The organism is Duganella aquatilis, assembly GCF_009674565.1.
GTDB classification, from domain to species: Bacteria; Pseudomonadota; Gammaproteobacteria; order Burkholderiales; family Burkholderiaceae_D; genus Rugamonas; species Rugamonas aquatilis.
Map to the genome: position 1 here is coordinate 97,520 of NZ_WKJL01000002.1, position 18,775 is coordinate 116,294.

The 18,775-nt window shown below is 63.3% G+C and carries 19 protein-coding genes; 11 read left to right on the top strand and 8 right to left on the bottom strand.

The annotated features are described in order from the left end of the window. Window positions 1-20: 20 nt before the first annotated feature. Window positions 21-872: a xanthosine phosphorylase gene (xapA, locus tag GJ698_RS04815; RefSeq protein ID WP_154356476.1), complete on the bottom strand. Its 852-nt coding sequence runs from the start codon at window positions 870-872 to the stop codon at window positions 21-23. 214 nt (window positions 873-1,086) lie between these two features. Here xapA and GJ698_RS04820 point away from each other — a divergent pair, with 214 nt between their 5' ends. From GJ698_RS04820 to GJ698_RS04835, 4 genes are read left to right on the top strand one after another with little or no spacing between them, the layout of a single operon-like run. Beyond that, a complete protein-coding gene (locus GJ698_RS04820; RefSeq protein ID WP_371865133.1) occupies window positions 1,087-2,217 on the top strand; it encodes a carbohydrate kinase in 1,131 nt (376 codons plus the stop codon). A gap of 4 nt (window positions 2,218-2,221) precedes the next feature. Further along, window positions 2,222-3,145: a pseudouridine-5'-phosphate glycosidase gene (locus tag GJ698_RS04825; RefSeq protein ID WP_154356478.1), complete on the top strand. Its 924-nt coding sequence runs from the start codon at window positions 2,222-2,224 to the stop codon at window positions 3,143-3,145. Window positions 3,146-3,164: 19 nt separating this feature from the next. After that, window positions 3,165-4,073, top strand: a complete 909-nt coding sequence (locus tag GJ698_RS04830; RefSeq protein ID WP_154356479.1) for a LysR family transcriptional regulator — start codon at window positions 3,165-3,167, stop codon at window positions 4,071-4,073. 2 nt (window positions 4,074-4,075) lie between these two features. Then, window positions 4,076-4,603, top strand: coding sequence for a GNAT family N-acetyltransferase (locus GJ698_RS04835; protein WP_154356480.1), 528 nt, complete (start codon window positions 4,076-4,078; stop codon window positions 4,601-4,603). Here the strand turns inward: GJ698_RS04835 and pcp are convergent. From pcp to GJ698_RS04855, 4 genes are all read right to left on the bottom strand, one after another. Continuing rightward, window positions 4,600-5,250: a pyroglutamyl-peptidase I gene (pcp, locus tag GJ698_RS04840; protein ID WP_371865134.1), complete on the bottom strand. Its 651-nt coding sequence runs from the start codon at window positions 5,248-5,250 to the stop codon at window positions 4,600-4,602. The genes GJ698_RS04835 and pcp overlap by 4 nt on opposite strands. Before the next feature lie 42 nt (window positions 5,251-5,292). Next, entirely contained in the window at window positions 5,293-6,249 is a 957-nt protein-coding gene (locus GJ698_RS04845) for a DUF979 domain-containing protein (protein WP_154356482.1), read from the bottom strand. Beyond that, window positions 6,246-6,935: a DUF969 domain-containing protein gene (locus tag GJ698_RS04850; protein ID WP_154356483.1), complete on the bottom strand. Its 690-nt coding sequence runs from the start codon at window positions 6,933-6,935 to the stop codon at window positions 6,246-6,248. The genes GJ698_RS04845 and GJ698_RS04850 overlap by 4 nt, the downstream gene beginning before the upstream one ends. 66 nt (window positions 6,936-7,001) lie before the next feature. Continuing rightward, window positions 7,002-9,350 (bottom strand): TonB-dependent receptor, encoded by a 2,349-nt coding sequence (locus GJ698_RS04855; protein ID WP_154356484.1) that lies wholly within the window; start codon window positions 9,348-9,350, stop codon window positions 7,002-7,004. 361 nt (window positions 9,351-9,711) lie between these two features. Between GJ698_RS04855 and tal the strand changes: the two genes are divergently transcribed. The 5 genes from tal to GJ698_RS04880 all read left to right on the top strand — a co-directional run bounded on the left by tal (window position 9,712) and on the right by GJ698_RS04880 (window position 15,520). Beyond that, entirely contained in the window at window positions 9,712-10,782 is a 1,071-nt protein-coding gene (tal, locus tag GJ698_RS04860; RefSeq protein ID WP_229259839.1) for a transaldolase, read from the top strand. An 88-nt stretch (window positions 10,783-10,870) separates the two neighbouring features. After that, window positions 10,871-11,866: a BMP family lipoprotein gene (locus GJ698_RS04865; protein ID WP_166454805.1), complete on the top strand. Its 996-nt coding sequence runs from the start codon at window positions 10,871-10,873 to the stop codon at window positions 11,864-11,866. Between the two features lie 75 nt (window positions 11,867-11,941). After that, window positions 11,942-13,471, top strand: coding sequence for an ABC transporter ATP-binding protein (locus GJ698_RS04870; protein WP_154356486.1), 1,530 nt, complete (start codon window positions 11,942-11,944; stop codon window positions 13,469-13,471). Beyond that, window positions 13,468-14,541, top strand: a complete 1,074-nt coding sequence (locus GJ698_RS04875; protein WP_154356487.1) for an ABC transporter permease — start codon at window positions 13,468-13,470, stop codon at window positions 14,539-14,541. Before GJ698_RS04870 ends, GJ698_RS04875 begins: the two co-directional genes overlap by 4 nt. A 7-nt stretch (window positions 14,542-14,548) precedes the next feature. Then, on the top strand, window positions 14,549-15,520 hold the full coding sequence (locus GJ698_RS04880; RefSeq protein ID WP_154356488.1) for an ABC transporter permease: 972 nt from the start codon (window positions 14,549-14,551) through the stop codon (window positions 15,518-15,520). Here GJ698_RS04880 and GJ698_RS04885 read toward each other — a convergent pair. Next, window positions 15,517-16,098, bottom strand: a complete 582-nt coding sequence (locus GJ698_RS04885) for an NUDIX domain-containing protein (RefSeq protein WP_154356489.1) — start codon at window positions 16,096-16,098, stop codon at window positions 15,517-15,519. The two genes, GJ698_RS04880 and GJ698_RS04885, sit on opposite strands and share 4 nt — an antisense overlap. 69 nt (window positions 16,099-16,167) lie before the next feature. Between GJ698_RS04885 and GJ698_RS04890 the strand changes: the two genes are divergently transcribed. Beyond that, entirely contained in the window at window positions 16,168-16,923 is a 756-nt protein-coding gene (locus GJ698_RS04890) for a DeoR/GlpR family DNA-binding transcription regulator (protein WP_154356731.1), read from the top strand. Here GJ698_RS04890 and GJ698_RS04895 read toward each other — a convergent pair. Further along, window positions 16,920-17,417 carry a hypothetical protein gene (locus tag GJ698_RS04895; RefSeq protein WP_154356490.1) on the bottom strand — a complete coding sequence of 166 codons (498 nt, stop codon included), beginning with the start codon at window positions 17,415-17,417 and terminating at the stop codon, window positions 16,920-16,922. The two genes, GJ698_RS04890 and GJ698_RS04895, sit on opposite strands and share 4 nt — an antisense overlap. A gap of 3 nt (window positions 17,418-17,420) precedes the next feature. Continuing rightward, a complete protein-coding gene (locus GJ698_RS04900) occupies window positions 17,421-17,786 on the bottom strand; it encodes a c-type cytochrome (protein WP_154356491.1) in 366 nt (121 codons plus the stop codon). A gap of 64 nt (window positions 17,787-17,850) precedes the next feature. Between GJ698_RS04900 and GJ698_RS04905 the strand changes: the two genes are divergently transcribed. After that, on the top strand, window positions 17,851-18,762 hold the full coding sequence (locus tag GJ698_RS04905; protein WP_229259840.1) for a transporter substrate-binding domain-containing protein: 912 nt from the start codon (window positions 17,851-17,853) through the stop codon (window positions 18,760-18,762). Window positions 18,763-18,775: the final 13 nt, after the last annotated feature.

Sequence of the window (18,775 nt, forward strand, 5' to 3'; positions counted from 1 at the left end):
AGCCGCCCCTGTTTGGTTCCTTAAGCTTGCGGCGTTTTCGCCACCGTTTTTGCCACATTCGCCAGGAAGCCCAGGATCACTTCAATCAGCGAAGTCGCTGCGATCGCTGCGTATTTCAAGGTCTGGTCATGCGACAGCGGGAACGGCGACAGGCCTTCCGCCAGGTTGGTGATGGCCGACACGCCGACCACCTTCAGGCCGCAGTGACGGGCCGACACCACTTCCGGCACCACCGACATGCCGACGACATCGGCGCCCAGCGTCTTGAACGCGCGGATTTCCGCAGGCGTTTCAAAGTTAGGACCGGCGTAAGCGATGTACACGCCTTCATGCAGCGTGATGTTCTTTTCCTTGGCCGAGGTTTGCAGCAGCGCGCGCAGTTCCGCATCGTAGGCGTTGGCCATGCTGAAGAAGCGCGGACCGAAACGCTCGTCGTTCGGGCCCATCATCGGGGTGCCCGGCAGGAAGTTGATATGGTCGGTCAGCGCCACCAGCGCGCCCGCATCGACTTCGGTGCGCAGCGAACCGGCCGCATTGGTCACGAACAGCATTTCGCAGCCCAGCAGCTTCATGGTGCGCACGGCGCTGGTCATCACGCCCAGGCCGTAGCCTTCGTAGACGTGGCCGCGGCCTTTCATGCACACCACCTGCACGCCCGACAGCGTACCGATCACCAGTTCGCCGGCGTGGCCGTGCACGGTGGAGATCGGGAAGCCTGGCAGCTCGTCGTAGCCGATGGTGATCGCATCGCTCATCTGTTCCGCCAGCACGCCCAGGCCGGAACCAAGGATCATCGCCACGCGCGGTTTAAAACCTTGTGGAAGACGGGCGCGAATGATGTCGGCTGCCTGGAATGGGAAATTATTAGACATGGAAATCCTCTGATTTTTTGATATGGCTGGGGAAGCTGTCATGATGCATCATCGTGCATATGTATGGCAAATACCATTTTTCTTAGCTATTTATATAAAAGTGATATAAATCGGCGGTATTATAAACCAAGGCAAACTTAGCCGCAGACGTGCGATTGACTCGATTCAAACAAATGTTTACCATTGAAGACAATTGTTTAAAAGGGCCACTACCGTGACCGACTCTTCCAAAAAGGAACAGCTCTACCAGCTGATCCGCGCCAACCCCTTCATCTCCCAGCAGGATCTGGCGGTCGAGCTGCGCCTGTCGCGCTCCGCCGTGGCCGGCCACATCGCCGGCCTGATCCGTGAACGCCGCCTGCTGGGCCGCGCCTACGTGCTGCCGGACAAGCGTCCGGTGATGTGCATCGGCGCCGCCAACCTGGACCGCAAGCTGCGCACCATCGAGGCCATGCAGCTGGGCACCTCCAATCCCGCCACCGCCGAGGAAGTCTACGGCGGCGTGGCGCGCAACATCGCCGAAAACCTGGCCCGCCTGAACCTGCCGGTGGCGCTGCTGACCGCGCTCGGCGACGACGGCGCCGGCCGCAACCTGCAGGACCACGCCGACGCCGCCGGCATCGACACACGCGGCAGCTTGAAACTGCCGGACAACGCCACCGGCACCTACACCGCCATCCTCGACGACAAGGGCGAGCTGGTGGTGGCGCTGGCCGACATGGCGCTGTATGACCGCATCACGCCGGAGTTCCTGGCCAGCCGCCAGCCGCAGCGCTCCGCCGCCGCCATGACCGTGGCCGACCTGAATCTGCCCGCCGACAGCATCACCGCGCTCCTGGCAAGTGCGCGCAGCGACAATGTGCCGCTGGTGATCGTCGCCGTGTCGCAGCCTAAGATGGCGCGCCTGCCGGCCAGCCTGCAGGGCCTGCGCCTGCTGATCCTGAATCGCGGCGAACTGGAAACCCGCGCCGGCCGCGCCCTGCCGACCGAAGCCGACGTGCGCGCCGCCTGCAACGAAGTGCGCCTGCACGGCGCGCAGGACGTCATCGTCACCTGCGGCAGCCAGGGCGTGTACCACACGCGCGGCGCCGAACTGGTATGGCTGGCCGCGCACCAGGTGGAAGTCATCGACGTCACCGGCGCCGGCGACGCCTTCTCGGCCGCCGTCTGCTGGTCCCTGTACCAGGGCAGCGACGACCTGACGCTGGCCTGCCGCCGCGGCCTGAAGGTCGCGGCGATGACGCTGGAAAGCCAGGAGACCGTCTCGCCGGTCCTGGCCGCCGACGTCCTCGACGAAATTCACGATTTTGATATGAGCGCTCCGCTCTTCCCAACCAAAGGATAAAACCATGCACCAATACCTGCTGTTCTCGCCGGAAGTGGCCGCCGCCCGCGCCGCCGGCAAAGCGATCGTCGCGCTGGAATCGACCATCATCTCGCACGGCATGCCGTATCCGCAAAACGTGCAGATGGCGCGTGAAGTCGAACAGATCATCCGCGACGGCGGCGCCGTGCCGGCCACCATCGCCATCATCGGCGGCAAGATCTGCGTCGGCCTGTCGGAACAGCAGCTGGAGCTTCTGGGCACCTCGCCGGACGCGATGAAGGTCAGCCGCCGCGACCTGCCTTACGTGCTGTCGCAGGCGAAGCTGGGCGCGACCACCGTGGCGGCCACCATGATCTGCGCCGAGCTGGCCGGCATCCAGGTGTTCGTCACCGGCGGCATCGGCGGCGTGCACCGCGGCGCCGAGACCAGTTTCGACATCTCGGCCGACCTGCAGGAACTGGCGCAGACCTCGGTGGCGGTGGTGTGCGCCGGCGTCAAGTCCATCCTCGACATCGGCCTGACGCTGGAATACCTGGAGACCTTCGGCGTGCCGGTGATCAGCGTCGGCCAGCGCGGCTTCCCGGCCTTCTTCACCACCGAGAGCGGCTTCAATGCCGACTTCCAGCTCGACACGCCGGCCGAACAGGCCACCTTCATCCAGTCCAAATGGTCGCTGGGCCTGAAGGGCGGCGTGGTGGTCAGCAATCCGGTGCCGGCCGCCGAGGCCATGCCGAAGGATGAAATCGACCGCATCACCGCGCAGGCCTTGCAGGAAGCCGACGACCAGGGCATCACCGGCAAGAACGTCACGCCGTTCCTGCTCAGCCGCATCAAGCAGCTGACCGAGGGCCGCAGCCTGGCGACCAACATCGCGCTGGTGAAGAACAATGCCCGTTGCGGCGCCGCGCTGGCGGTGGCCATGCAATCCACACAATCGCCGCACTAACCGACATCGAGCCGCCGCCATGTCCATCGATCTGAAACAACTGAAGTACTTCCTCGCCGTGGCTGAAGAAAAAAGTTTCAGCCGTGCCGCCGAGCGCCTGCACATTTCGCAGCCGCCGCTGAGCCAGCAGATCATGAAACTGGAAAGTGAACTGGGCGTCAAGCTGTTCGCCCGCACCACCCGCACTTTCGAGCTGACCGTGGCGGGCAAGGCGCTGATGAGCGAAGCATCGGAAATGCTGGCCAAGATGCGCATGACCATCGACACCATCCGCCAGATCGACCGCGGCGAAGTGGGACGGCTGCGGGTGGGCATCGTCGGCTCGGCGATGTGGGGGCCGATTCCCAGCCTGCTGGAGGAATTCCAGACCAAGTTCCCGCGCGTGACCTGGACCTTGCACGAACTGGGGCCGACGCTGCAATACGACGCCCTGCGCGCCAAGCAGATCGACGTCGGCTTCTGGCGCGAGCCGAAGCTCGACGAAGACTATCTGAAAGCCGACAACCTGCGCCAGGAACTGTGCTTCCGCGAGGACGTGTGCGTGGCCATCAACGAACACCATCCGCTGGCCAAGCAGGATGCGCTGGAACTGATGGACATCGCCGACGAGCCGATGCTGACGCTGGCGCTCGACAAGTCGTCGTTCCCGCGTTACCTGATGCAGTGCTGCGTGAAGGCCGGCTTCCAGCCGACGATTTTCCAGGAAGCGTCCGAACCGCAAACGCTGCTGGCGATGGTGGGAGCGGGGCTTGGCGTGGCGCTGATGCCGGAGACCACCAGCCGCATCGGCTGGCCGGGCGTGGTGTTTGTGCCGATCCGCAGCAATCCGCCATCGGCCAATCTGTACATCACCTACACCACGACCGACGATGCGCCGGTGGTGCGGGCCTTCCTGAATATCTTGAATCCGCCGGCACGGGAGAATTGACCATGACCGTTCTCGCCACCGCGCGCCTGCAGTTGCAGCCCTTCGACGATCGACATTACGATGGCTTACGCGCGCTGAACAGCGATCCTGAGGTGATGCGCTACATCACCGGCAGGCCGGAGACGGCGGAAGAAACCACCGCGCTGATCGCCAGGGTCAAAGCGGCATGGGCCACGCTGGGCTATTCGTGGTGGGCGTTCATCGACAGCGACTCCGGGCGGCTGATTGGTTCCGGGTGCATCCAGAATATCGAACGCAATCCTGACAATCCGCTGGAAATCGGCTGGCGCCTGCTCCCCGACGCGCAGGGCAAGGGATACGCGAAAGAGGCCGCACTGGCGATGGCCAATTTCGCTTTCGAGGTCCTGCAGAGCCAGCAACTGGTGGCGGTCTGCCACCAGCAGAATACCGGTTCAGAAAAAATGATGCAGCGCCTGGGCATGCGCTATCGCGGCGTCGAGCGCTGGTACAACACCGATACCACGGTCTACGTGGTGACCAGGGATGCGTGGCGTAAATCAGCGCATTAGTGCGTCAGACCGCCGGCCTCGCGCACATCGACGGTGTGGGCGAGCGTGGTGCGGACCGCGATGCGCAGGCCTTCGACCACATCTTCCAGTTTCATGCTGGCCGTGCCGGGATGGCGCGCCGCCTGCTGCGGCAGGTAGGGAATGTGAATGAAGCCGGCGCGCATGGTGGTGCCCCACTCGTGCGCCTGGTGCATCAGGCCATAGAACACATGGTTGCAGACAAAGGTGCCGGCCGACTGCGACACCGACGCCGGCAGCCCCGCTTCGCGCAGCTCGTGCACGATGGCCTTGATCGGCAAGGTGGAGAAATAAGCCGCCGGGCCGCCGTTGACGATGGGCTGGTCGACCGGCTGCCGCTGCTGGTTGTCCGCGTACGGCGCGTCGTCGACGTTGATCGCCACCCGCTCCACCGACAGATCGACGCGGCCGCCGGCCTGGCCGACCGAAATCACGATGCTCGGCTGCAGTTCCTCGACCGCGCGATGAATGGTTTTCAAGGCCTTGCCGAAAACGCACGGCAGCTGCCGCGCATGGACCACGAACTCGCCCTCATGCCAGCCATCCAGCTGCTGCACGGCTTCCCACGAAGGGTTGATGGTCTCCTTGTTGAAGGGCTCGAAGCCCGTTAATAATATTATCTTTTTCACCTTGACTACTCCTGCGCTTTGATGCATTAACGCGGAAGAGTCTCACAGATTCATCAAAAAATAAAGCAGCGCAATATTTGCTAACAATAATGGCAACGCTGTCGGCACCTGCATTTTGACCACCGCATTTTTGTCCGGCAGTTCCAATAATGCAGCAGGAACAATATTGAAATTGGCCGCCATCGGCGTCATCAAGGTGCCGCAGTAAGCGCTGAACATGCCGATGGCTGCCATCACCGCGGGGTTGGCGTGGTACACGCCGACCAGCACCGGAATGCCGACGCCGCCGGCCATCACCGGGAAGGCGGCGAAGCCATTGCCCATGATGATGGTGAACAGCGCCATGCCGATGCAGTACACCGCCACCGCCACCAGCCGCGCGTCCATATTGATGTAGGAGGTGACCACGTGCGCCACCGCCTTGCCCATGCCGGCTTCGGTGAACAGCAGCCCGAGTACCGCCAGCATGTGCGGCAGCACCACCGCCCAGCCCAGGTGATCGATCAGGCGGCGCGACTCGCGCATCGCCTGCAGCGGCGTGGAGCGCGTCAGCCAGCAGGCAGTGACGACGGCGAACAGCGAGCCGCACCCCAGGCTGACCAGGGTCAGGTTTTTCGGATCGAGCAGCAACAGGCCATCGAGCTTGACGTCCTTGAACAGCGTGGAGCCGATCACGGTGGTGATGGGGATCAGCAGCGCCGGGATCAGCAGCTTGTGGCCGAGACGCTGCGCGCTGCCGCGGCGCGCTTGCGCCGTGGGTTCGCCGTAACGCCCGAGCGTGACGCCGCCGAAGCCGGCGATCAGCGCCATCGCCACCATCACCAGGCCGGCGGCCACCGGCGGCAGCTGTTCGCCGGCCAGATAGATCAGCGCGTACAGGGCCCAGAACATGGCGCTGCTGTAGCGCCTGGGATTGTGGCGGTCGCGCAGCGCCATCCACGCCACCATCAACAGCATCGCGCCCAGCACGTAGAAGAAGTCGTCCAGCGTCAGGATCATGCCGCGCTCCGCGCCAGGTGCCGGTCGAGACGGAACAGCCGCCACGAGTGGATGACGAAGGCGCAGATGGCGGTCGGGATGCCCCACAGCGCCATGTGCAGCGGATCGACTTCCAGCCCTTCGCCGCGCAGAATGGTTTGCATCAGCACGATGGCGCCAAAGGCGACAAAGATATCCTCGCCGAAGAACAGGCCGACGTTGTCGGTGGCGGCCGCCATGGCGCGGATGCGGTAGCGCATCTCCATCGTCACGTTGGGATAGCGCACTTCGGCCGCCCCCTCCGCCATCGGCGCGACCAGCGGCCGCACCATGTTCGGGTGGCCGCCGATGCTGGTCAGGCCGAAGGCGGCCGTCAGTTCGCGGATGGCCAGGTAGACGATCAGCAGCCGGCCGGTGGTGGCCGACCTGATACGCGCGATCGACGCCTGCGCATGCTCCTTCAGGCCGTGCCGCTCCAGCAGGCCGATGGCGGCCAGCGGCAGCAGCAGTATCATCGGCAGGTTGCGGGTCTTGATGAAGGCCGCGCCCAGCGTCGCAAGCAGCTGCCCTGCCGGCATGGCGGCGGCGACGCCGGTGACGATGCAGGCGGCGATCACCACCAGCACCGGATGGGCGCGCAGCGCGAAGCCGGCGATGATGACCGCCACGCCCAGCAGCGGCCAAAGATTAACGACTGTGTGATCCAAATCCGGCTCCCCAAAGAAAAATCCCCGCGTGGCTCATCGCACACGCGGGGATTTTAGCTTGTTACCTTAGAAGTTGACCTTGAAGGTCGCGCCCCAGGTACGTGGCTCGTTCAGCATGCCGGTCAGGTTGTCGAAGTCGATGGCGCCGAGGATCACGCGCTTGTCGGTGATGTTGCGGCCGAAGGCTGCCACTTCATACTTGCCGTCGCCCCATTTGTAGCCGGCGCGCAGACCGCCTTCGGTCAGCGGCTTGGCCTTGTATTCAGGCGCTTCGTACAGGAAGAAGTTGTAGCTGCTGCGGTAGGTCCAGTCGGTGTACGCATAGAACTCGCCGTTGCCGATCTCGGTGCTGTACTTCAGCGTGAAGTTCAGCTGGTTCTTCGGCGCGCGCGGCAGCGGATTGCCGTTGATCAGGGACGTGCCGGCAAACGGACCAGCCGCATTGGTCGGGGTGCAACCGCTAAGGTGGGTCGGGTTGTTGCCGTAGTTGCCGCAGTACTGCACGAACAGGCTCGGGTCCTTGATCTCGGTATCGTTGTAGCTGTAGCCCACGGTGCTGCTGAAGCCGTAGCCCAGGTTGGCCTGCAGATCCAGCTCGACGCCCTGGCCGGTGACCTTCTCGGCATTGATCAGCTGATTCATGTTGACCGAACCGCTGCCGGCGGTCAGCTGCTTGTCCTTGACGCGGTACTGGAACACCGAGGCGCTCAGGCGCGCGCGCTTGTCGAACAGGTCCTGCTTGATACCGGCTTCATACGACAGCGCTTTCTCGGCGCCGGCCTTGGATGGCTTGTCGGTCAGCGCGCTCAAACGGCCCTGCATCGATGGGGCGCGGTAGCCGGTCGCCACGCGGGCGAACAGGTTGGTGTCCTTGGTCAGCTCGTAGGTGCCGCTCAGGTCCCAGCTCAGGTTGTGCGAGGTGTCGTGCAGGTCGGTGGTGGCGGTGGTCAGCGAGGTCGAACCGGCCGGGTAGTCGATGCGCGACGCCGAGAAGTCCTTCTTGTCGTTGGTGTAGCGCAGGCCGCCGCGGACCTTGAACTGGTCGTTGACGGTGTAGTTCAGCGTGCCGAACGCCGCCCACGACTTGGCTTTCTGGTACTGCACCGAGTACGGCGCCACCTGCGGATTGCCAGGCGAGAAGGTGTCGAAGGCGATCGAATCGATCTGGATGTTCTCGTCGAAGAAGAACAGGCCACCGATCCACTGCAGCGGACCTTTGTAGTTCGACTCGGCGCGGAACTCCTGGGTGAACTGCTTGTGGTTCGGCAGCAAATCGGCCGTTTCAACCGCGAACGGGATGTAGCCAGGACCGTACGGCGGCGCGTAGACGGCGCCGTAGCCGCCATCGACGTCGGCGCGGCTGTTGAACTTCAGCGTTTCGTAGCCGGTGATCGAGTGCAGCGTGATGTCGTCCATGTTGTACTTCAGACGGATGCTGCCGCCCTTGGTCGTCAGCTTCTGGTAGTTGATGCCGTCGGACGCATAGGAACCGTAGTCGAAGCCGTCGACCAGGTCGTTCGTGCCCTTCTTGATGATGTTGGCGCGGAACAGGGTGGCGGTGCCGTGGTAGTCGCGCTCATGGTAGTTGAACAGCGCGCTGAAGTCCTTGGTCGGCTGCACCAGGGCTTGCAGGCGGAAGGCGTTGTCGCCGTAGCCTTCGAAGTCCTGGGTGCCCTTGTTGGCGGTCGGATTGGTGTTGTGCACGCGGTCGTCGCGGTGCTGGCTGGTGCCGGAGAAGCGCAGCGCCACGGTGTCGCTGACCGGGATGTTGAACATGCCTTCGGCGGTCTTGGCCGAGTAGTTGCCCACGCCCAGGGTCAGGTAGCCTTCGGTCTTGAACACCGGCTTGGCCGAGTCGAACTTGATCACGCCGGCCGGCGAGTTACGGCCGAACAGCGTGCCCTGCGGGCCGCGCAGCACTTCGACCTGGTCGACGTCGAACACCGGGAAGCCTTTCAGCATGGCGTTTTCCTGCACCACGTCGTCGACCACCAGGCCGACCGGCTGCGATGCGTTGAGGTCGAAGTCGGTATTGCCCAGGCCGCGAATGTAGAAGCGCGGGAAGGTGCGGCCGTAGTCCGACTCAACGCTGACCGACGGCGAGCGGCTGGACAGGAAACGGATGTCGGCGGCGCCGGAGGTCAGCACGTCCAGCTTGTCGCCCTTGATGGAGGCGATCGACATCGGCACGTCCTTGATGTTTTCCGCGCGGCGCTGCGCGGTCACGATCACCGTTTCCAGCTGATCGCCCTTGATGACCGGCGTTGCGGCAACGGCCTGACCGGCCTGTTCCTCAGCGGCTGCCGGCTGGGCGGCTACGGCCTCAACTTCGGTGGCCATGGCCGATTGCAGCGGAAAAGCGCTGGCGACGGCCAGGGCGATCAGCGATCGCACTGCGAAACCTTGCTTGCTCATAAGTCCTGCTCCCTTTGATTAGATGGTTTTTAGTTATATCGATATACAGATTAATAATCATGCTAGCACGGAAAAAAATTCAAGAAACCGAACTTTTGTGGCATTTGATTCATATCTATTTTGAATAAATAGCTAAGTAAAAACGAATTTGTCCTACTTATTCGGGCTGGTGCATAGTAGAGAGCTACCCTCAAACATGGGCAGATGGCCGCTTTCTCTATGAAAGAAGGGCGGCGGCAGCGGATCGCAGGCGCGCACTGATTTTTCCAAACGGACAAAAAAGCAACGATATAAAAAAATTTAATTCGGCGGCCGCTGTTGTTGCAGTGCGACATACATTCTTGGACGATAGATGAATAACATGCTTGAACACAGTGCCAGCCGCGTCCGCGCGGTGGCCGACCTGGGACAACAAATCTGGCTCGACGACCTGAGCCGCGAACTGCTGGTGTCCGGCCAGCTGGCCGAGTTGATTGCCCACGACGGCGTCCAGGGCCTGACCTCCAACCCGGCCATCTTCCACCACGCCATCCAGCACGACCCGGCCTACCAGGCCGCCCTGCCGCTGCTGCGCACCGCGCACGCGGCGCCGGAAGCCCGTTTTGAGGCGCTGGTGATCCCCGACGTGCAACGCGCCTGCGACCTGTTCGCACCGCTGTACCGCGACGCCGACGGCAAGGCCGGCTTTGTCAGCTTTGAAGTGTCGCCGCGCCTGGCGCACGACGCCGCCGCCACCGTGGCCGACGCCAAACGCCTGTGGGCGCTGATCGCCCGTCCCAACGCCATGATCAAGATCCCGGCCACGCCGACCGGCATCGCCGCGCTGGAAGAAGTGATTTACGCCGGCATCAATGTCAACATGACGCTGATTTTCAGCGCCAGCCAGATCCAGGCCGTGCGCGCCGCCCACCGCCGCAGCCTGGCACGCCGCTTGCAAGACAAATTATCGGTGCAGCGCATTGCCAGCGTGGCAAGTGTTTTCATCAGCCGCATCGACGTCGCGGTCGACGCCCTGCTGCCGGCCGCCGACCCGCTGCGCGGCCAGGCGGCCATGGCGGCGGCCCGCATCGCCTACGCCGACTGGAAAAAGGACAACGGTTTCGCCGTGTTTGCCGCCTTCGGCGCCACGCCGCAGTGGCTGCTGTGGGCCAGCACCGCGACCAAGACCGCCGCCGAGCGCGACGTGCGCTATGTCGAAGGGCTGATCGGCGCCGACACCATCAACACGGTGCCGGACGCCACCTTGGCCGCATTCCGCGACCACGGCGTCGCGGCGGCTGCGCTGGGAACCGAGGTGCAGGCCGAGCGCGCCGTGCTGGCGCAACTGGCCCATCAAGGTATCGATTTGGAAACAATCGGCCAGCAATTGCTGGCCGCCGGCCTGCTGCAATTCGAGCAAGCTTTTAGCAAGTTGCTAGCGCTTACCGAGTGAAATCAGGGATTTAGAAGGATTTTACGGCCGTGGTTTACATGTTTCGGCCAATAAAAATATACAATACCGTTCTTCCAGGAGCCTATACATGAAACTTTCACAACTTAGTTTGACGGTTGCAGCACTCTTTATCGCTGCCAGCGCGTCCGCGGCTGACCCTAAGCTGGGCATCGTGTATGACGCAGGCGGCAAGTTCGACAAGTCGTTCAACCAGTCCGCTTTTGAAGGCGCCACCCGCTTCAAAAAAGAAACCAACATCAATTTCATCGAGGTGCAAGCCTCCAGCGACACCCAGGCTGAACAGGTGCTGCGCGGCCTCGCCCGCAAAAACCTGGACCTGATCGCTTCGATCGGCTTCGCCCAGCAGGCGGCCGTGCAGAAGGTCGCCAAGGAATTCCCGAAAGTGCATTTCGTGCTGATCGACGGTGTGGCGCCGGGCGCCAACGTCAACTCCATCACGTTCAAGGAAGAAGAAGGTTCCTACCTGGTGGGCGTGGCTGCGGCCATGGCCTCGAAATCCAAGAAGCTGGGCTTCATCGGCGGCGTCGACATCCCGCTGATCCGCACCTTCGCCTGCGGCTACACGCAGGGCGCCAAGGCCGTGAACCCGAAAGTGGACGTGACCTCGAACATGGTCGGCACCAGCTCGGACTCGTGGAACAACCCGGCCAAGGGCGGTGAACTGGCCCGCTCGCAATTCGACCGCGGCGTCGACGTGGTGTTTGCCGTGGCCGGCGGTTCGGGCCTGGGCACGCTGCAAACCGCCAAGGAAAAAGGCAAGCTGGCGATCGGCGTCGATTCCAACCAGAACAGCCTGTATCCTGGCTCGATTCTGACCTCGATGGTCAAGCGCGTCGACAACGCCGTGTACGACTCCTTCATGCAGATGAAGAATGGCACCTGGAAGGCCGGCGTCACCGCCAAGGGCATCAAGGAAGGCGGCGTCGACTGGGCGCTGGACGACAACAACCGCAAGCTGATCACGCCGGAAATCGAGAAGCGCGTGCTGGGCGCGCGCAAGGACATCATCGATGGCAAGGTCAAGGTCATCGACATCCGTTCGGGCGCGGCCTGCCCGGTTTAAAATCTGTTTGAACATTGAGCGCGCCGCCGGGGAATGCCCCGCGCGGCGCGTTTTACTTAAATAAAAAACGATCCTATGCAGCCAGCAGTAGAATTTCGCGGCATCTCCAAGCATTTCGGAGCCGTCAAAGCGAACACGGACGTCAGCTTCGCCATCGCCAAGGGTTCCATCCATGGCCTGGTGGGCGAGAACGGCGCCGGCAAATCGACCCTGATGAGCATCCTGTACGGATACTACCGCGCCGACGGCGGGGAGATCCTGCTCGATGGCCAGGCGCGTCGCATCCATAACAGCCAGGAGGCGATTGCCCTCGGCATCGGCATGGTGCACCAGCACTTCATGCTGGTCGAGAACATGACCGTGCTGGATAACGTGATGCTGGGCAGCGAAGGCGGCATCCGCCTCAAGGCCAAGCGCGCCAGCGTGGAAGCGGAGCTGCGCGAGATCTGCACCCGCTACCGCCTGGACGTCGATCCGCTGGCCACCATCCACGACCTGTCGGTGGGGGCGCAGCAGCGCGTCGAGATCCTCAAGCAGATCTACCGCAGCGCCAACATCCTGATCCTGGACGAGCCGACCGCCGTGCTGACCGCGCAGGAGACCGAGTCGCTGTTCGAGATCCTGCGCCTGTTCAAGGAACAGGGCAAGACCATCATCCTGATCACCCACAAGCTGCAGGAAATCCTCGACATCACCGACACCGTAACCGTGATGCGCGGCGGCCGCGTGATCGGCGCCGTGCCGACCGCCGGCACCACCAAGGAAGACCTGGCCAACATGATGGTCGGCCGCCCGATCGAGAACAACCTGCCGCGCGCGCCCTACAATCCTGGCGCGCCGGTGCTGCACGTCGACGGCCTGCAACTGCTGGACGACCAGGGCGTCAAGCTGCTGGCCGACATCGGCTTCACGCTGCGCGCCGGCGAGATCGTCGCCGTGGCCGGCGTGTCCGGCAATGGCCAGAGCGAGTTGATGGAGATCCTGTCGGGCATGCGCCTGCCGACCTCCGGCAAGCTGGAATTCCTCGGCAAGAACCTGCCGTTCACCGGCCGCACCGATCCGGACGGCCTGCCGCGCACCTTCCGCGAACTGGGCATCGCCCACGTACCGGAAGACCGCCTGCGCGACGGCGTGGTGAAGGCCTTCTCGGTCATGCACAACACCATCCTCGGCTACCAGGACAAGTTGAAAAACAAGTGGGGCCTGCTGAACTTCAAGGCCATCGCGGCGCGCTGCGACGCGCTGATGAAGAGCTTCGACGTCCGTCCGAACAACCACGAACTGCGTATCGGCCTGCTCTCCGGCGGCAACCAGCAGAAGGTGGTGATCGCGCGCGAAGTGCTGGCGCAGCCGAAGCTGATGCTGGTCGGCCAGCCGACGCGCGGCGTCGACATCGGCACCATCGAAAGCATCCACGCGCAGCTGCTCAAGCTGCGCGACGAAGGCGTGGCGATCCTGCTGGTCTCCGTGGAGCTGGAAGAAGTGCGCGCGCTGGCGGACCGTATCCTGGTCATGTGCGGCGGCCGCATCACCGGCGAACTGAAAATTGAAGAATTCGACACAACCCGTATCGGCTTGCTGATGGGCGGGATGCACAAATCATGAATAAAGACCTGCCACGCTGGGCAACCGCGTTTGTCCTGCCCCTCCTGAACCTGCTGTCGGCGCTGCTGGTGACCGCGCTGGTGATCCACCTGCTGGGCGAAAGCCCGACCGAATCGCTGGCGATCCTGGTCAACAGCGCCGTGGTCAATCCGGAAGGCCTGAGCTACACGCTGTTCTACGCCTCGACCTTCATCTTCACCGGCCTGGCGGTATCGATCGCCATGGAAGCGGGCCTGTTCAACATCGGCGCCGAAGGCCAGATGTACTTCGCCGGCCTGGGCCTGACCCTGGCCATGCTGACCTTCGACAGCTCGCTGCCGGCCATCCTGCTGATCCCGGTCGGCATGCTCGGCGCGGCCCTGTTCGGCGCGCTGTGGGCCTTCGTGCCCGGCTACCTGCAGGCGAAGCGCGGCAGCCACGTGGTGGTCACCACCATCATGTTCAACTACATCGCCGGCGCCTTGATGAACACCGTGATCGTCAAGCTGGTGCCGCCGGGCGAACAGAATCCGGCCAGCCGCGCGTTTGCCGCCGCCGCCGAGATGCCGCGCCTGAACCAGTGGTTCCCTATCCTCGGCGAGACGCCGCTCAACATCAGCTTCTTCCTGGCGATTATCGCGCTGGTGATTTACGGCGTGGTGGTGTCGCGCTCGTCGTGGGGCTTCAAGCTGCGCGCCACGGGCCTGAACAAGCACGCCGCGCACTACGCCGGCATCCGCATCAGCAAGATGATCATCATCGTCATGCTGATCTCGGGCGCGCTGGCCGGCCTTGGTTCGGTCAACTCCATCATGGGCTCGACCCACTACCTGTCGCTGAACTTTGTCGGCGGCGCGGGCTTCATCGGTATCGCGATCGCGCTGATGGGCCGCCAGCATCCGGTGGGCATCTTCCTGTCGGCGGTGCTGTTCGGCGCACTGACCCAGGGCGGTTTCGACCTGTCGCTGGAAAAGCAGAACATCCCGCCCGAGATGGTGATCCTGGTCCAGGGCCTGATCATCCTGTTCTGCGGCGCGATGGAAAACCTGTACGCGCCGGCCATCGCCAAAATACTCAAACTGAAGAAGTGAGGACACTATGACTTTTGACGACCTCCATATCGGCAGCATCCTGGTTTCGACCGTGCGCAACGCGCCGGTGCTGATTTTCGCCGGCATGGCCGGCCTGTTCGCCGAGCGTTCGGGCGTGATCGACATCGGCCTGGAAGGCAAGATTCTGGCGTCGGCCTTCGTCTCGGCCGCCGTCGCCTTCACCACGCAGAATCCATGGTACGGCGTAATGGCCGGCATCGTGGTGTCGATGCTGCTGGCCAGCCTGCAGGCCTACATCGCCATCACCCAGAAGGGCAACCAGCTGGTGGCCGGCATCGCCATCAACATCGCCATGAGCGGGCTGACCTTCGTGGTGGCGCAGTACTTCTTCCAGCAGGGCGGCCGCACGCCGGACCTGGGTTCGGCGCGCCTGTTCGACGTGGTGCTGCCCGGCTCCGCCGCGGTGGAGCATATTCCCTTTATTGGCTGGGTCTATGCGCACCTGATCGGCGGCCATTCGGTGCTGGTGTACCTGGCGTTTGCGCTGGTGCCGCTGGTGCACTGGATCGTCTATCACAGCCGCTTCGGCCTGCGCCTGCGCGCCTGCGGCGAGAATCCGCATGCGGCCGACGCGGCCGGCGTCAGCGTCGAACGCCAGCGCTACATGGCGATGCTGATCGCCGGTTTCCTGTGCTCGTTCTCGGGCGCCTACCTGTCGATCGTGCAGAGCGGCTTCTTCCTGCGCGACATGTCGGCCGGCGCCGGCTACCTGGCGCTGACCGCCATGGTGTTCGGTAACTGGCGTCCGCTGTACACCTTCCTGGGTTGCCTGATGTTCGGCTTCTTCGGTGCGGTGCAGATCCAGATCGAAGGCGTGGAGCTGCCGGTCATCGGCCGCCTGCCGGGCGCCATGATCCAGATGGTACCGTACGTGCTGACCGTGATCGTGCTGGCCGGCCTGATGGCCAAGTCGGTGGCGCCGAAAGCGCTGGGTTCACCGTTCGTGAAATCGCGCTAAGACGCCAGCAAATGTAAGGCTGCGTATTGCAGCAGCATGATGGTTTTGCCGTCGGCGATCCGGCCGTCGGCAACCATCGCCAGGGCTTCGGCCATCGGCAGTTCCAGCACTTCGATATCCTCCCCCTCCTCCACAATGCCGCCGCCCTCCCCGGCGCGCGACGCCGCATCATATTCCCCGACGAAGAAGTACAGCCGCTCGGTCACCGAGCCGGGACTCATGAAGGCCTCGAACACCTTGCGCACCTCGCTGACGCGGTAGCCGGTTTCCTCCTCCACCTCCGTCTTGATGCGCTCCTCGGGACTGGCCTGGTCCAGCAGGCCGGCCGCCGTCTCGATCAGGAAACCGTCGTGGCCATTGCCGTAGGTGGGAAAGCGGAACTGGCGCACCAGCAGCACGGTGCGCTGCGCGCGGTTATAAAGCAGGATGGTGGCGCCGTTGCCGCGGTCATAGGTCTCGCGCGTCTGGCGCTGCCAGCTGCCGTCACGGCGACGGTAATCGAAGGTGGTCTTCTTCAGCAGGAACCAGTCGTCGGACAGAGTTTCTACCTGATGAATGCGGATACGGTCTTCGGGCATGGCGATCTCCTGGTTGCGTATTTTTACGATATCATGCAATATCGTGCAATATCAAGAAAATTCATGCATATGCTGACACGCCACCGCAAAGAACTGCTGCTTGCCCGCCTGCGCCAGGATGGGCAGATCGTCGCCAGATCGCTGAGCGAGGAACTGGGCCTCTCGGAAGATACCATTCGCCGCGACTTGCGCGACCTGGCCAGCGAGGGCCTGCTGCAACGCGTTCACGGCGGCGCCCTGCCCGCCTCGCCGGCAATGGGCAACTTCGCCGAACGCCAGCAGATTTCCAGCGACGCCAAGCCGGCTATCGCGCGCGCTGCCGCCGCCATGATCGCGCCGGGCCAGGTGGTGTTCATCGATGGCGGCACCACCGCCGTGCAGCTGGCGCGCGCGCTGCCGCCGGATCTGCACTGCACGGTGGTAACGCACAGTCCGTCGGTGGCGGTGGAGCTGGCCGGGCATGCGTTGATTGAGGTGATCCTGATCGGCGGCCGGCTGTTCAAGCATTCCATCGTGGCGATGGGACCGTCGGCGCTGGAGGCGATTGCGCAGATCCGCACCGACATCTACTTCATGGGTGTGTGCAGCCTGCATCCAGACAGCGGCATCAGCACCGGCGATTTCGACGAGGCGGGCGTCAAGCGCGCCATCAGCGGCATGGCGCAGCGCACCGTGGTGCTGGCGTCGCCGGAAAAGCTGGACACCGCCTCGCCCTACCAGATTGCGCCGCTGTCGCAGGTCGGCGCCATCGTCGTTACGCGCGATGCGCCGGAAGCGCTGCTGGCGCGCTATCGCGCCATGGGCATCGACGTCGTCAAGGCTTAGAAGTAGAACGAGCGCGTGACGCCGTTGGCGTCCTCGATCTCCAGCGTGCGCGTGATGCCGATCAGCGTGATCTTCGGCGCCGGTTCCTTGTACCAGTTGATCCAGTTGCTCACGCTGGCATGTACACGCGCCCAGTCCAGCGTCGTCATATCCTGCTTCAGCAGTTCTTCGCCGGAGCGCGACATCACGATGAGCTGATACTGGTTCAGATACTTGATGTTCGACAGGCCGACGATGTACTGCGAATCCGGCGAGATCCACAAATACGTCAGCGCCGGCACAGCCTTGTCAAACAGCTCCTTGCCCGACAAGCGCTCCCGCACGTGCAACGACGACGGATGCAGCGGATTTTTCCAGTCATGATGATGCACGGCGACGAAGGCTTCGGACTCCACTTTCAAGTCCACCACGCCCCGGTAAGCGGAACGGTCGGCAAAGGCTGGCGCGGAAATCAGCAGCAGCGCGCCGGCCAGCAGGGCAATCAGATTTTTCATCGTCTAAAACGTCTTCAGATAAGAGAGCAGATCGGCGACCTGCTGTTCGTCCTTGATGCCCCAGAAGCGCATGCTGGTCCCAGGCACCACGTCGTGCGGCGCGCGCAGGTAGGCGGTCAGCGTTTTCTCGTCCCACACCAGCCCGGACTTCTTCATCGCCTCCGAATACTTGTAATCCCTGGTCGACGCCGCGCGCCGGCCCACGATGCCATTCAGCTGCGGCCCATAGCCGCCGCTCGCGAACGGCCCCACCGCATGGCAGGACGCGCAGCGCTGGAACAGCAGCGCGCCATTCTTCGGATTGCCCACCGGTGCGGCGCCGGCAACTGGCAGCGCAAATAACAATGCAATAAAAATAAATCGGCTCATGCCATTATTATGCACCGCGGCGGCAGCTCTTGCCGGTAATGCCCCGCGATGGCACACTGAGGGAATGAACCAGCTTCCACGTCACAAAAAATACAACGCATGGCGCTTGTGGCTGGCGGCCTTGTGGCTGGCGGCTGGCGCGTGCGGTGCGGCGACGGAGGTGGTGTATCCGCTGACCAGCCTTGACGACGCGGACAGCCGCTACGAATACGATTGGGCGGTGCTGCGCGTAGCGCTGCAAAAGACCGTGCCGCGTTACGGGCCGTTTGAACTGAAGCAGTCGACGCAATCGATGTCGCCGCAGCGCGTGGCGCAGGAGCTGCTGGCGCCGCGCGGCCGCATCAACGTCCTGGCGCGCGCGACGTCGCCGGAACTGGAGCGGCAATACATACCGGTGCGCCTGCCCATCGACAAGGGCTTGCTGGGCTATCGCATCTTCCTGGTGCGCTACGCCGATCTGCCGCGCTTCGCGGCCGTGCGCACGCTGGACGATCTGCGCAAGCTGCGCGTGGGACAAGGCAAGGACTGGGTGGACGTGCCGCTGTTGCGCGACGCTGGATTCAATGTGGTGGAAGGCACCAGCTATCGCGGCCTGTTCGCCATGCTGTCGGCGGGCCGCTTCGACTGGTTCTCGCGCGGCATCGACGAGGCGCAACGCGAATACGCGGAACGCCATCCAACCCATCCGAACATGGCGATCGAGCCGACCTTGCTGCTGCAGTATCCGCTGCCGCTGTACTTCTTCACGCGACGCGACGCCGAAGGCAAGCTGCTGGCGCAGCGCATCACCGACGGCATGGAGATGATGATCAAGGATGGATCGCTCAATGCCCTGTTCCAGCAATACAAGGGCGAGAGCATCAAGTCAGGCCGATTGCAGAAGCGGCGTGTCCTGCACCTCAACAATACACATTTGACGCCGGAGACGCCGCTGGGGCGCAGTGAACTCTGGTTTAACCCCAACACCGGAAAGTAGCAGGGTAATGCAC